This is a genomic window from Methylomonas rhizoryzae (assembly GCF_008632455.1).
GTDB classification, from domain to species: Bacteria; Pseudomonadota; Gammaproteobacteria; order Methylococcales; family Methylomonadaceae; genus Methylomonas; species Methylomonas rhizoryzae.
In genome coordinates this window covers 956,571-970,170 of the sequence record NZ_CP043929.1, presented here as the reverse complement: position 1 = coordinate 970,170, position 13,600 = coordinate 956,571, and the positions used below count along the sequence as shown (strand labels likewise).

At 54.4% G+C, this 13,600-nt stretch carries 13 protein-coding genes; 4 read left to right on the top strand and 9 right to left on the bottom strand.

The features are described from left to right. Positions 1 to 735 precede the first annotated feature (735 nt). Positions 736 to 1,464 (top strand): DUF445 domain-containing protein, encoded by a 729-nt coding sequence (locus F1E05_RS04525; protein ID WP_150047133.1) that lies wholly within the window; start codon positions 736 to 738, stop codon positions 1,462 to 1,464. 41 nt (positions 1,465 to 1,505) lie between these two features. Here the strand turns inward: F1E05_RS04525 and F1E05_RS04520 are convergent, their stop codons facing one another. From F1E05_RS04520 to F1E05_RS04490, 7 genes are all read right to left on the bottom strand, one after another. Further along, entirely contained in the window at positions 1,506 to 2,228 is a 723-nt protein-coding gene (locus tag F1E05_RS04520; RefSeq protein ID WP_232056782.1) for a pseudouridine synthase, read from the bottom strand. Between the two features lie 77 nt (positions 2,229 to 2,305). After that, positions 2,306 to 3,253 (bottom strand): DUF58 domain-containing protein, encoded by a 948-nt coding sequence (locus F1E05_RS04515; RefSeq protein WP_150047129.1) that lies wholly within the window; start codon positions 3,251 to 3,253, stop codon positions 2,306 to 2,308. Continuing rightward, the gene (locus F1E05_RS04510; RefSeq protein ID WP_150047127.1) at positions 3,250 to 3,717 is read right to left on the bottom strand and encodes a CreA family protein; all 468 of its coding nucleotides are present in this window, start codon (positions 3,715 to 3,717) and stop codon (positions 3,250 to 3,252) included. The genes F1E05_RS04515 and F1E05_RS04510 overlap by 4 nt, the downstream gene beginning before the upstream one ends. An 83-nt stretch (positions 3,718 to 3,800) precedes the next feature. After that, the gene (locus F1E05_RS04505) at positions 3,801 to 4,499 is read right to left on the bottom strand and encodes a DUF2490 domain-containing protein (protein WP_150047125.1); all 699 of its coding nucleotides are present in this window, start codon (positions 4,497 to 4,499) and stop codon (positions 3,801 to 3,803) included. A 93-nt stretch (positions 4,500 to 4,592) separates the two neighbouring features. Then, positions 4,593 to 5,027, bottom strand: a complete 435-nt coding sequence (gene trxC, locus F1E05_RS04500; RefSeq protein ID WP_150047123.1) for a thioredoxin TrxC — start codon at positions 5,025 to 5,027, stop codon at positions 4,593 to 4,595. A gap of 76 nt (positions 5,028 to 5,103) precedes the next feature. Further along, positions 5,104 to 5,412 (bottom strand): chaperone modulator CbpM, encoded by a 309-nt coding sequence (locus F1E05_RS04495; protein ID WP_150047121.1) that lies wholly within the window; start codon positions 5,410 to 5,412, stop codon positions 5,104 to 5,106. A gap of 3 nt (positions 5,413 to 5,415) precedes the next feature. Continuing rightward, entirely contained in the window at positions 5,416 to 6,360 is a 945-nt protein-coding gene (locus F1E05_RS04490; protein ID WP_150047119.1) for a DnaJ C-terminal domain-containing protein, read from the bottom strand. 173 nt (positions 6,361 to 6,533) lie between these two features. On the opposite strand from F1E05_RS04490, the gene F1E05_RS04485 reads away from it, so the two are divergent. Next, positions 6,534 to 7,772, top strand: coding sequence for an amidohydrolase family protein (locus F1E05_RS04485; protein WP_150047117.1), 1,239 nt, complete (start codon positions 6,534 to 6,536; stop codon positions 7,770 to 7,772). Between the two features lie 89 nt (positions 7,773 to 7,861). On the opposite strand, the gene F1E05_RS04480 is transcribed toward F1E05_RS04485, so the two are convergent. Next, positions 7,862 to 9,775, bottom strand: coding sequence for a hypothetical protein (locus F1E05_RS04480; RefSeq protein WP_150047116.1), 1,914 nt, complete (start codon positions 9,773 to 9,775; stop codon positions 7,862 to 7,864). 2 nt (positions 9,776 to 9,777) lie between these two features. Next, the gene (locus F1E05_RS04475) at positions 9,778 to 10,212 is read right to left on the bottom strand and encodes a putative lipoprotein (RefSeq protein WP_190303247.1); all 435 of its coding nucleotides are present in this window, start codon (positions 10,210 to 10,212) and stop codon (positions 9,778 to 9,780) included. Positions 10,213 to 10,226: 14 nt separating this feature from the next. Between F1E05_RS04475 and F1E05_RS20200 the strand changes: the two genes are divergently transcribed. Both F1E05_RS20200 and F1E05_RS04470 read left to right on the top strand, forming a co-directional pair. Beyond that, positions 10,227 to 10,379 carry a hypothetical protein gene (locus F1E05_RS20200; RefSeq protein WP_190303341.1) on the top strand — a complete coding sequence of 51 codons (153 nt, stop codon included), beginning with the start codon at positions 10,227 to 10,229 and terminating at the stop codon, positions 10,377 to 10,379. 721 nt (positions 10,380 to 11,100) lie between these two features. After that, on the top strand, positions 11,101 to 13,446 hold the full coding sequence (locus tag F1E05_RS04470) for a PKD domain-containing protein (RefSeq protein ID WP_150047112.1): 2,346 nt from the start codon (positions 11,101 to 11,103) through the stop codon (positions 13,444 to 13,446). Positions 13,447 to 13,600 lie beyond the last annotated feature (154 nt).

The window sequence follows — 13,600 nt, the reverse complement described above, 5'->3', positions numbered from 1 at the left end:
GCCTCCATGTAGTCGTATCGAGCTCTGACGCCTGCCCGGTTTCGCGCCACCGCACAGAGCTCCTCGCTTATCTCGCACACACGTCCCAACGATCCACCTCCAGCCACAGAGCCTTGGCATACCCTGACATGGACTTTCACCATCCGATGTGTGCGCCTTCACGAGCGCACTGGGAGCGGCGTATAGTCGCGATGATGGCCTTGCAAATCGCGGCTATACGTCGCCCCCACCATGACTTTCATAGTAAACATGAGGATTACCGGTAACGGCCGCTAGCATCGCCGTAAACCCGGCCGGCTCCCTGCCTAAAGCGCTCTCAAGAAACAGCTTTTTTGTACATATAAAATCAATTACTTATAGTTGAGTAAAAGATTTAAAAAATCGCCTCAAACAGCGGTTGTTTTTGAGTAACGCCATGCCCCCCCCGAAGGAGGCTTACTTTGCTCAGCGGAATCGGCCGCATCTAAAAAGCCCATGCCGGCAGGAGCTTAACAAACGCCGGCATAAAAGCATGCTTCGATCCGAGCATCAATGCAGCAACCGGACCCTGAGCCCAACACAGAAGCTCGGCCGCCCAAACACCGGCTCCCAACGCTTATAGACCGCTTGCACTACGAACCATAGTAATCTTGAATTTTTCCAAACCGCACCCATTGATGATTCGGTCAACCTTGGAGCGCCGCCTTATCTGCGTTTCGCAACGTTAACTTCCAATCACTCGATACATCATCACTCATGGACACAAAAAAATTCCTCGACAAAAGCTTTCTCACCAATTCAATTTCCGCCTTGATCATTCTGCTTGGCTATATCAGCCCGGTAGGTTCTGATACTTTCAAGGCCATCGGTTTTTTTGCCTTCTCCGGTGCCATCACCAACTGGCTGGCCGTTCATATGCTGTTCGAGAAAGTACCTTATTTGTACGGCTCCGGGGTTATTCCCGCTCGGTTCGAAGAATTTAAAGCCTCGATCAAAGCTCTGATGATGCAGCAATTCTTTACCGTCGAGAATATCGAAAATTTTATCGAAACCGAAGAAGCGCAAGGCAGCCGGGTATTGAATTTACAGCCTTTGTTGGAGGCGGTCGATTACGACAAAATTTACCAAGGCTTGGTCGTTTCCATCATGGCTTCTCCGTTCGGCGGCATGGTGATGATGATGGGCGGCGAAGAGGCACTGGCGCCGTTGCAAGCACCGGTGTGCGAAAAAATGCGGCATACCCTGCAGGAAATGGTCGAATCCGAACGTTTTAGGCAAGCGCTGCAGCACGGTTTGAACGCGCACAAAATCGGCGAGGATTTAACCGGAAAAATCGAAGCCGTCATCGATAAACGGCTGAGCGAACTGACCCCGTTAATGGTCAAAGAAATCGTGCAAACCATCATCAAACAACATTTGGGCTGGCTGGTGGTTTGGGGCGGCGTATTCGGCGGCTTGCTGGGGCTGCTGTTCGGCTTTGCTTGATGAGGTGCATCACCCCGGCGCCAGTCTCCGGCGGACGCCTGTTAAAATATCGACAACACTTGCATGAAGCTGGCGTCCGGCTCGGCATGCAAATGCAACTCCGCGCCGGTGGCGGGATGCCGGAATCTCATTTCGGTAGCCGCCAGCATCAAGCGGCCATAACCGAAACGTTCGGCGAAATAACGATTGTGACGACCGCGTCCGTGGTTGGCGTCGCCGATGATGGGGTGACTGATGTGCTTCATGTGTCGGCGCAATTGGTGCTTGCGGCCGGTTTCCGGATACAACTCGACCAAGCTGTAGCGGCTGGTGGCGTGACCTTCGATTGCTACCGGAATTTCCGTAGTCGCCAAACGTCGGTAGCCGGTGCGGGCTTGGCGCACCGCGTGCGGCTCGCTCTTCAGACGCCGATCGTCCGGCTCATCGCGTAACGGATGATCGATCAAACCTTGCTCGGGCGGCCATCCTCTTACTACGGCCCGATAAGTTTTGCGGACTTCGCCGGCCATCAGCGCTTTACCCAAACTGCGGGCAGTCCGGGCATCGCGAGCGAAGACTAACAGCCCGGAAGTTGGCCGGTCCAACCTGTGCACCGGGTAAACGTGCGCGCCTGCGTTCAGGGCCCTAGCATACTGCAAGGCAAATTCGGTTTCGTGTTTGTCGATGGGACTGCGGTGCACCAACAAGCCGGCCGGCTTATGTACCGCCAGCAACCAACGGTCGCGATAGATTTCCTTAAGCGGATTTTCGTCGAGCGGCGTCACTGTCTTTCCTATATCCAACGTAGGTAGAAACGGATCAAACTCGAGCCACATTTACACGACGCAACACCAGCCAACACCTAAATTCGCACGCTTTTATTCGACTGAGTGGACAACGCATGGACACTGAGCACTTGTTGCGGCAATTGCCGGGTGTCGCAAGTCAGTAAGGTTAAACTCAATTTTTGACACAGCTGCATCAATCGGGCCTGACGCTGCTCGAAGCGTCGGCCATATTCCTGTCTCAGGCCAATGTCGCCGCTGTCCACGACCAAATCGCGTATTTTGTCGGTAAACCGGTAGCGGCCGGTTTGCGGCAATTGCGTTTCCAGGGCATCGTAGACTTGCAGCAATATTACTTCGCAGTGCCGGGACAGCAAGGTCAAGTGGCTTTCAACGCCGGTCGTCAAACCGCGAAAGTCGCTGATCACATACACCCGACTCCCGGGGTGGGCATGGTGTTGCAAGCGAACCAAAGCCCGCTCCAAGACACTGGAGCCTTCCGCGCCGACACTCGTATAAACCGGTTGTACCAAGGCATTCAGAAAACGCAGCAAGGCTGCTTTGCCGTTGCGCGGCTTCAATTCCATGCACCCGGCTTCACCGAATATTTGCCCGCCGATACGGTCGCCTTGTTTCAAGCCGCTCCAAGCCAGCAATGCGGCCAATTTAGCGGCTTGCACACGCTTGAACACTCCCCGGCTGGCAAAAGCCATGCAGGCCCGGTAATCCACCGAAATAAACAATGGTCGCTCGCGTTCTTCGGCAAAAATCTTGCTGTGCGCTTTGCCGGTGCGCGCGGTCACCCGCCAATCCATGCGCCGCACGTCGTCTCCCGGCTGGTACAACCGGGTTTCCAAAAACGCCATGCCGCGCCCCTTGAAACCGGACAAATAATTGCCGCTTTGCGCCGCGCGTATCCGGCCAGGCTGAAGTTTCAGCGCGGCAGCCGGTTGAGCCAGATCGATCAGGGTTTTCAGACTCACCGCAATCCGTTCTTCGGCCGCACGGGGTAATTCCTGACTCATTGCCCGCCGCCACCCCAAGGCCTAACAGCCACCGTCGAGATGCTGTTAGCCGGCGCCCCTTCGATGATCTTGCGGCTGATCGCCAAGTACACCAAGCTGTTGTGTGCCTCGTCCCACAAGCGTATGACCTTGGTTTCCTTGAATAACAACGACGTGCCTTCCGAAAATACTTCCTTTTGCTCCGGCATCTTGCCGGGTAATTGAATCGGCCCGGTTTGCTGGCAAGACAACGAGAACTGTGACGGGTCCTGCGCCACGCCCAAGGCACCGGAAATACCGCCGGTTTTGGCCTGGCTGACGTGACAGGTAACTCCAGCAATATCCGGGTCGGCGAACGCCTCGACGCAAACTTTGTGATTGGCGCCGATCAACTTCCAACTGGTGGTAACGCAACCGACGGTTTCGGCATGCAGAGGTAGGGAAAACCACAGCAAAGTCAAAGCAACTAATCGTAATTTAGGCATAAAAACTCACTTATCAAATACGCGACGCACTGCGCGTTCGAAGCGCAATGTCCGCATAAAAACCGCCGGCTTTCGGCTGCCGACTAAAAGTTGAGGTTGAAATTGGTCAACCAAACATGGTTCAACAAATCCGGCGTGCCGTAATTATGCACATAGTGCAATTGATAGCCGGTGTCGACATTGATCTTGGGCGTTAATTTGTAACCGACTCCGACATAACTTCGATTTTGGTTGACGCCGGTTTGAACCGAATGCGCTCTCGGTCCTTCGTCGATAGAGTTGAAATACACGAACAATTCGTCCAGCGCAATCAGATAGGCCTGGCTGGCGGGCAATGAATACAGCCAACGCAAACGATGACGCATGCGATGTCCGGCATCGGCTTCGTCGGCGAAAAAACGCTGTTCCACTCGAAACCGGTACTGGAAGTTGAGCTGCGGCGTCCAGTTGTCGATCCACTGCAATTGCTGCACGGCATCGTGAGTCGCCATGTCAAAATCGTTATCTTTGCTGTATTCGCCCTGCCAGGTGTAGCCGGCCCACACTTGCAATTTCGGCGTGATTTTGTATCCCAACAGCGGTCGCACAATCATCTGGGCAAATTCGCCGTTGTCGTTCTTGGTACGCGGCGCCAACTCCAAATAAGCTAGATAGGGGCTGCCGCCGAAATCGGTTTGCAAGGTGCTGTTTAGCCAGACCGACCAATCGTCCTCAGGTTCGGCAACCGCCCCTGAAGTGGCCAAGCAAAAAGACGCCAAGGCTAGAGAAACACGTTTCAGCATTGCAAAATCAATCCGTTTGAAGAAAGCGCCGATTCTATCATCCATCGAGCGCAACCCCGATTCGGGCGCAGTAAAAACCAACCGCCGGCAAGCTCATTGAGAACGCAATGCCCAGTTGACAATATCGCCGGCCGCCATGGCGCCGGCCTGCCGCGCCACTTCCCGGCCGCCGCGAAACAAAATCAGCGTGGGAATACTGCGGATAGCGTAACGGGCGGCCAGTTCCGGCTCCGCCTCGGTATCGACCTTGGCCAGCCGCATACGCGGCTCCAAGGTCCGAGCCGCTTGGGCGAAAGCCGGCGCCATCATTTTGCACGGCCCGCACCAATCCGCCCAAAAATCCACCAGCAACGGAAGCGCATTGTGCTGCAGTTGTTTGTCGAACCCTTCCGCATTCAATGCAATCGGATGACCGTCAAACAGAGCCCTATGGCACACACCGCATTTAGGTCCTTGCGCCAACCGTTCGGCCGGCAGACGGTTGACCGCCAAACAGTGCGGACAAGCCAAGTGGAGTAATTCGCTCATGCCATTTCCCCCTGATCGGAAAACTTAAAAACAAAGTCCTGCCTTGCGATGGCGGCCCCAGACACGCGCATCCGGATCAATCCAGCCCGGCCCGCTGCAAACGCTTGCGCAAAATAGCGATTTCTTCTTCCAAGTCGGCAACCAGTGCCGCCAGTTCCGGTACGGCTTCGAAATCGCGCTCCAGGCTGACGATGCGGCGTATTCTTAACAAGCTGGCACTGGAAAATCGCCATTCTCCGGCCTGTTCCTTGCCGGGCGACAATAAACCTTCGGCTATATGCCGGCTAATCCATTCCGGCTCTACCTCTGATAATTGGGCCAGTTGTTGTAAAGTCAATCCGCCTGCTTCGAGTATGGCGTCTATCACCTGCTTCGCTTCCGGCATCGCTTATATCCTCCTGTCTGCGCGCGGATCGAATGCCAGTTCCCGCGCCATTGTTTCATAGATTTCCCGCGCTTTAGCGCTAGTCGCGGGCGGCAACAATACCTGAATGTCCAAAAACAGATCCCCGGGCGGCGTACTGGGTATCCCTTGGCCACGCAAGCGTAACTGCTGACCGCTCTGCGTGCCGGCCGGTATGCGTACTTTCAGCACTGTCGAGAATAAATTGACCGAAATCGCCGCGCCCAGTGCGGCTTCCCAAGGACTGACCGGCAAACTCATGTGCAGATTGGCAGCGTCGACGCGCAACGACTTATGCGGGTTGAAATGCACTTCCAGCAACAAATCGCCCGGCTTGCCGCTACCCAATCCCGGCGCTCCTTGGCCGGCCAAGCGGATTATTTGGCCTTCGTGCACGCCTTTGGGAATTTTGACGTTCAACGTGCGATTGTCCAAACCGACTCGGCCTTGCGCATCGAGACGCGGCACCCGCAGACTCACTTGCCGGGTGGCACCGCTAAAGGCGTCTTCAATATCCAGCAATACTTTGGCATGATGGTCTTCGCCGCGGCCGTGAACCGAGCCGCCGCTTGCAAACGGACCGGTTTGACGCCTGCCCGCTCCCATGCGCCCGAACAATTGGCTGAAAAAATCGCCGAAGTCGCCGGCATCAGTAGTGGAAAACTCGAAACCGGCATCCCAATCGGGCGGAGGATGAAATTCCTGACCGGGCCGATAGCCGCGCCCCAACTGGTCATAAGCCGCCCGCTTCTCGGTATCGGACAATACCGCGTAAGCTTCGTTGACTTCTTTCATCCGCGCTTCAGCGTTGGCTTCTTTGGAAATATCCGGGTGATACTTGCGGGCCAGTTTACGATAGGCTTTTTTGATGTCCTCTACCGCCGCATCCCGATTTACGCCTAAAATCTGGTAATAATCTTTAAATTGCACTGTCGATCTCCTACCGGATATTGAGCGGCATGGCGGCTGATGCACAACCTAGCAGGACGTAGCCAGGCTTCCTCGCCGGACAAAGCGGCCACCGAATGTTGAAATGCGCCCAATATATAGCGGATAGCCTGAATCTATACAAGCGATGCTATAAGCCCGTATACAAGGATAAAATGCCTAGCTCAACCTCGCCTGAACAGCCGCACCAGGTTTCGCGCCGCCGCTTTTTGAGCATGGCCGGCCTGGGTTTGACGGCTTGCAGCCCGGCAGCCCAAGGATGGTGGCGACTGAGCAATCAATGCCTGGATCCGCGCCAAGCGCCGGCCTCCGCCTTGGAAACCGAAGCTTGGCAGGGGATAGACCCGAACGAGTGGTGGGATTGCCACGTGCATATTCTAGGCTCCGGCGACGGCGACAGCGGGATTGAACTCAATCCCGCCATGAGACAACCGCTGTTACATCCGCTGCAATCGCTGCAATACCGGGCTTACTCCAACGCGGCGTGTACCGGCCGTCCCGGCGGGCAGGACCTGGGCTATCTGAATCGCCTGTTGGCATTGCTGGACAGCATGCCTACCGGTGCCAAAGCCATGCTGTATGCCTTCGACCGCACCCATGGCGCGGCCGGCGACGCGGATCACGTCCATTCATTTTTTTACGTACCCAATGCCTATGCCCAAACCCTTGCGCAACGCTACCCGGACCGGCTGGAATGGGTAGCCAGTATTCATCCCTATCGGCAGGATTGCGTACAAGCGTTGCAACAAGCGGTAAAAAACGGCGCCCGTGCGGTTAAATGGCTGCCGCCGGCGATGGGCATAGACCCGGCCTCGCCGCTGTGCGATCGCTTTTATCGAGCCGCCGCGGCTCTGGACATCCCCGTCATCAGTCATAGTGGGGAAGAAAAGGCCGTAACCGGTGCCGACCGACCGGAGTTCGGCAATCCGCTACGTCTGCGAAGGGCTTTGGATGCCGGCGTGCGGGTCGTGGTCGCCCACTGCGCCAGCATAGGCAGCGATAGAGACGACAACGGCAAGCACGTCAGAAGTTTCGACTTATTCGCGCACATGATGACGCAATCCCAATGGCACGCTCAGCTGTTCGGCGACATTTCGGCAATAATATTGCGCAACCGCGATGCGAACGTCATCAAAACGCTGCTTAGCGAAACGGCTTGGCACCCCCGCTTGCTGTACGGCTCGGATTATCCTTTGACCGGCATTTTGCCGCTGATTTCGCCGGCCTCCTTCGCTACAGCGGGTTTGTTAGCCGAAGACGCCGTCGCGCCGCTGCAAGCTTTGCAGGATTATCACCCTTTCCGTTTCGATTTCGTGTTGAAGCGTAGCTTGTCCTGGCAAGGCAAACGTTTTTCGCCGCAAATTTTTGCTACCCGGCGTTTTTTCGCGGCTTGAGCGCCCGGTCCATGGCCACATAGTTAGGCACCAAGGCGCCTGTCCGCGCTTTGCGTATAACGATTGCCTGCCATACCGGGCACGATAATTTATGGCGTGTTCACGGCCATGTTGACAGGACCATCCCCGAGTAAATCCGGAAACGAGCCTTTGCGAATGTTGAAAAACAACAATTCCGGCAAGCTGACCGCGGCGCCCTTGAGACTGTGTTGTAAGTGCCTGCCGTCGTCCCAAGGCCAACTGAACAAGCCGAACAGGCTTTCGCCGGCCGCTGCGGCTAAATTTAAACCGCCTTGTAGCGGCCTGAACCAAATAGAGTCTTGCGTAAAAAACAAGAAGACTGCGTCGGTTTCGTTCCAACGATACACACCAGACGTTAGCGTATTGGCTTCCCTTAAGCCGCGCCAAAAATCCGCATTAGCGGCCATGGCAGCCAATGCGCGCTCGCGATAGGGTGAAATGCGGTAACTGCCGGTGATGCGATATTCCGAGCCGACTTGGGAAAATGCCTGGTTGGGAATGAAATCCCATCCTGCCGGCGGGATGTATCCGCCGAATATATCTGTTGCGGCTTCCGCCTCGCTTAGCGAAACCGCGTGCCGGTTGGCATGATAGTCGGAAGCGGCAGCATTGAGCTGGCGGAAAATTTCGGTGACGCAATTGTGGGTCAGAATTCGATACCGATAGCGCCGATCCAGGTCGGCAATCTGCTTATCAAGCTGATTTTGCAAGCGGTTTCCATATTCCCTTAGCGCGTCTGCGGAATGTACACTGGGCAGTAATTCGCTTTCGGCGGCGAGCGCCGGCGTATGGGTCAACGCTGAAACGGCCAAAGTGCCGGTTGCGGCATGCAATACCTGCCATAGCGCATTGACGCTCATTTCCCAATCGGCATAGCTCCGCTCGTCGGGTAACCGGGCCGCAGCCAGCCCGGCAGCAGCGTGCGCAACTGTTTGCAGCCCGCGTTGCAATAAGGCAGCAAATTTATATTCCGGCACCGGGCCGGCATCGGCGTTGTCGATCAGGCGGGACAACACCACCGGATAACCCGTTTGTAACGATGCGTCGACTGCGTGCAATCTGGCCAAAACCACCAAAAGTGGATAGCCCCAATCGGGGCGTTCGCTATGCAATAGGCGAAGCGCGTCTTGAATCAAGCGCTCGCGAAAATCGCCCAACGCGCGGTGCTGTGCATCTGTCAATCGCGGCGTTTGCCCGGCCAGACTTAGCATGCTTTCCGGGCGCGGCGGGACGGCTGCTTGCAATACGTCTAATGCGGCTAGTTTCGTTAATTGGTAGCGATAGCGTTGCACGAAAGGCAGTGGCGCGTTAGTCGAATGTTCCGCTTCGCTCTCTCCGGGCGAGGCGCCGGATTCCGGCGTCAAAGTCAACAACTCGTGCAACACGTTTAGCCGTTTGCGTTGGATGAATCCCGCGCCGTCGCTGCGCTCTGCCAACAATGTGACTTCGCTGAGCAAGGCACTCGACTGCGTGCGCGGCGGACTATCGGTTTCCGTGGGCCTGTAATGCTGCCGGAAATAACCGGCGCCTTGTAAATCGATCAGCGCATGGCGATCTTGTTTGGATAATCCATCGATTAAACTGAGGCCGTCGCGGGTGTTTGCCAAATTAGCCAATTGCCGGCGTTGGCTTAATAACAAGCGATCGAAATGATCTTGTAAAAAGCCGAGAAAATCGGCGTCGACCTGAATGCTATGACCATGGATGGGTCGATTCTCCCGGTCTGCATATTGAAAACGGAAAGCCGAAAAACTATCTCGGTATAGCTGCAGCCAGCCGGAGTCCTCGTGTTGGAAATGATAAACCCGGTCGCCGAAACGCAAGGCCGCATGGCCGCCGCTGGCCAAGCCTTCGTTAGCTTCGATATATAAAAAGTCGAATGTGGCTGCCCGTACCTGAGTACAAGCGGCAATGGCCGCGCACAGACAGGCGCGTAACAACAAGCCGGATACGCGCACTGCGGCCTTAACCCAAACAGGCAAGCCTATTTTTTTAGCCCTTCGTCGATGATTTGCATTTTTAAAGGATCTTTGTTGGTCAGACTTTCGCTGAATGCGGAAATTTGCGGTCTGCCCAACTTGGCTTTTTTGAGCCCGCGGCCGATGCCGATAAAGGTGTTACGATCGTTCTCCCAATCGGTGATGCCGTATTCCTGTGCCATTTCGCCGACATCGGCGCGAAAATTATCCAACGTGCCGTGATCGGATTCGACGAATTGAGCGGTATAGTTGGCGATGTCGTTTTCGTAACGCTCCTGTTTGGTCAACGAAGAATCGGAACTGGAAGTAAGCGGGCTCGACACGAGATTAAAAATTCCCGCGGAACTGTCGGACGAACTTTCGAACAACGAGCAGGCGGAGGTTAGGCCGGCAACCGCGATGACGGCACTGGCGGTAACAATGGAATGACGAATAAGCATGACAGCATCCTTGAATGTTGAAACGGCTAAGCAAAAACGAAGTCGGACAAATGTATAGCAAATACCGGCTTTATGTGCAGGAAAATATCCGACGCGGTCAACAGGATGCCGCACAAGGCAAGGCCACACCCGCGGAACAGGTGTTGCGAGATATTCAGACATGGTGAAATGGACTGATCACGCCTTGGCCCAGGGTGGCCATTTTTATTAGACCACTACAGTTCGCCGCCGGCCGGAACGCCATGCCTTCACCATCAAAGCCCGATGAAACTGCTGCCGGACGAAAACCTGTCACGCCGCCAGTATCTGGATTAATATCTAAAAAATTGAGATCATGTTGAGTTGGTAATCGAACGAATGGTTTTGTGTTGACATCATTTTTACCGGTTCAAAGATCCTATTTTTGCGAGAGCGGATGCTTTAGTCCCCGTTATCAATATGTTTCGTCGAAGCAGCCTTCGTGAGTTACCGAATGCGATAGCCTAATCGCACTCGTATTGTCGTCATATTGCTAACTGATAATTTGCTCTACCCATGATTCGTCAGGCCGCCAATCCGGTTCCTGCCTCCAAAAAGCGCGAACTATTTCGGATATTTCATCAAGAACCCCATTTGCCCCGTGCTGTTTTAAGCGGTTTAGTCCAATTCTGCCGGATTGCGCAAAGAATTGTGCTTAAAGCGACTCAAAGTGTTGTTTTATAAATATAAATAAGCAACGTCGCACAAATTGATGCGCAATTCGCTTGCGCCGCCATACGGCTGTGGCCGACTGAAAAGTAATTCACAGATTACACGCACCGTTTTTCGTTTACTAAGCCCCGACCAAATAAAAAAAACATCTTGGCAAAGACATACCCACTCTTTACCCAATCAAGCGGACAGAAGACTATGAACAGAACAACTTTTATCGTATCTGCCGTATTCACGGCTCTGGTAAGCGACACATCAACGGCATTTGCTCAAACACAGGCCCATCACACGGTATTTAACGACGCTTTCGCAAATGCGCCAGTCCAATTTCCAATCGAGCGTTTACATTTTTTCGATGTTCAAACCGCCCGGCAAGCGCTGCTTGGTTATAACTATGCATTAACCGCTCAACTCGACGGTAGCGTAGAAGCGATCGTTTCCGGCTTAAACGGTTCGGGATTGCAACAGCCCCTCTCCGTGGTTCGCGCCAATGCGCAAAGCTCCGCGAACGCTGCTAATACTCTTGTGGCGAATAATGATGCGGAAACTCCGTTTCCGCAAATCAGCTTAAAATCTAAAGCGAACGGGCAAGCGGCTATCGATGCTTTGGGCGAAAGATTGCCTGAGGTGGCTAAAGCCTACGATATGTCGGCTGAAAAACTGACCGAAATATTACGTACCGATTCAAGCGCATGGATAGACGAAAGCGGCCGCCTGCTATATGTTGAAGAAGAGAATCAAGCCGCGGCCCCTACTGTCCCCGGCCCTAAAAAAAGTGGCGCTACTGATTTTGAACAGGCGGCAACGGTAAGTTCTACCGATACCTTTAATACCATTGCATCCGGAACCGACGCCTTCGCATTGCACAGTAAACCCGGATCGAATCGGGTGATTTACCTGGATTTCAACGGTCATGCCGCAAGCAGCACCGCCTGGAATAGCGGCACGCTAAACGCGCAAGCTTACGACACCGACGGAGTTCCCGGCACATTTAGTTCGGGCGAATTAAGTAAAGTTAAAGAAATCTGGCAACGGGTGGCGGAAGATTACGCACCCTTTGATGTAGACGTCACCACCGAAGAACCGAGCGCCGATGCCTTGCAACGAACCAGTAGCTCGGATGCTCAATACGGCACTAGAGCCGTCATTACCCGTTCGATGCCGGAATTATGCAGCCAATCCTGCGGCGGCATTGCTTATCTAAACGTATTTTCCTACTACTCTTCGTCGAATCCGGATTACTACCGGCCAGCTTGGGTATTTTTCGATAAATTGGGCAATGGTGCGCCTAAATACGTGGCTGAAGCGGTATCGCACGAGGTGGGCCACAATTTGAATTTAACCCATGACGGCAATTCCAGCGTCACTTACTACGCAGGCCATGGTAGCGGAGCTACCGGATGGGCGCCGATTATGGGCTCCGGTTATTACAAACCGGCCACCCAATGGAGTAAGGGCGAATATCCCAATGCCAACAATTTGCAAGACGACATTGCAGTCATCAGCGCTGCCGGAACTCCGCTACGCGCCGATGATTTCGCCGATACGCTGGCAAACGCCGCGCCATTGGCTGGCGACGCTAACGCCGTGGTGCAAACCGGCGTGATAGAACGCAGAACGGACTTGGACATGTTCACTTTTTATACCGATGGCGGTGCAGTGCAGTTCAATGTAGCCTCCGGTACCATTGCATCCGGTTCTAACCTGGATATTTCCGTAGAATTGTTGGATTCTGCCGGAAAAGTGGTTGCTAGCGCCAATCCGGCCACCAGCTTGTCGGCTTCTATCAGCGCGACGTTAGGATCAGGACAATTCTATTTGCGCATCGACGGCGTGGGTTACGGCGATTTGACCACCGGATATTCGGATTACGCTAGCTTGGGCCAGTACCAAATAACCGGTAGCTATCCGAAAAGCACGGTTTCTATGATGGCACCGACCGCAGTGATGTCGGCCACGCCTACCGAAGGGGATGGTCCGTTGACGGCCTCTTTCAATGGCAACAGTTCGTACGATCAAGACGGTTCCATTGTCGGATTCGATTGGAACTTCGGCGACGGCTCTACCAATGCAACGGGTTCCAGCGCCAATCATACTTACAACACCCCCGGAAACTATACCGCTACCTTGACAGTAACCGATAATACCGGTCTGAAAAACAGTTCAACTCAAACCATCACTGTCATTCAAGCAGCTTCCGACGCCAATATGCTGGTAGGAAGCACCAACGTCACTCGCCAACTGTTGAGCGGCGGCAAATCCAGATGCGTAGCTACCGTTACGGTTGAATCGGCCGGTTCCATAGTCAGCGGCGCCACGGTATACGGCACATGGAGTGGATCGTACATGCCTACCAAAGGCAGTTCTAAAACCATATCCGGCACATCGTCCGTAACCACCAACAACGCCGGCAAAGCGATCTTCTACGGCGCAACCTTGTCGGCCAGCACCAGCGGTACTTGCAGTTTCGCGGTAACCAACGGCGAAAAAATCGGGTTCAGTTACGACGGTAGCGGTGCGACCTCCGGCAGCTTCAGTTGGTAATGTTTGAAAGCTAACCCCGGCAACAAGGCGTGGTTCTCCACGCCTTTTTTGTATCTACCCGCCCAGAAAGCAGACTACCAGTCCGCGGCCACTCAATCCTTGTCGGCATTAAATTAGACCGGAATCCGGCGAGCAAGGCACAATAGCGGAGTTT

Coding starts and splice junctions, on each gene's coding strand:
- F1E05_RS04525 (WP_150047133.1), top strand. CDS start 736: ATGGACACAAAAAAATTCCTCGACAAAAGCTTTCTCACCAATTCAATT.
- F1E05_RS04515 (WP_150047129.1), bottom strand. CDS start 3,253: ATGAGTCAGGAATTACCCCGTGCGGCCGAAGAACGGATTGCGGTGAGT.
- F1E05_RS04510 (WP_150047127.1), bottom strand. CDS start 3,717: ATGCCTAAATTACGATTAGTTGCTTTGACTTTGCTGTGGTTTTCCCTA.
- F1E05_RS04505 (WP_150047125.1), bottom strand. CDS start 4,499: ATGCTGAAACGTGTTTCTCTAGCCTTGGCGTCTTTTTGCTTGGCCACT.
- trxC (WP_150047123.1), bottom strand. CDS start 5,027: ATGAGCGAATTACTCCACTTGGCTTGTCCGCACTGTTTGGCGGTCAAC.
- F1E05_RS04495 (WP_150047121.1), bottom strand. CDS start 5,412: ATGCCGGAAGCGAAGCAGGTGATAGACGCCATACTCGAAGCAGGCGGA.
- F1E05_RS04485 (WP_150047117.1), top strand. CDS start 6,534: ATGCCTAGCTCAACCTCGCCTGAACAGCCGCACCAGGTTTCGCGCCGC.
- F1E05_RS04475 (WP_190303247.1), bottom strand. CDS start 10,212: ATGCTTATTCGTCATTCCATTGTTACCGCCAGTGCCGTCATCGCGGTT.
- F1E05_RS20200 (WP_190303341.1), top strand. CDS start 10,227: ATGTTGAAACGGCTAAGCAAAAACGAAGTCGGACAAATGTATAGCAAA.
- F1E05_RS04470 (WP_150047112.1), top strand. CDS start 11,101: ATGAACAGAACAACTTTTATCGTATCTGCCGTATTCACGGCTCTGGTA.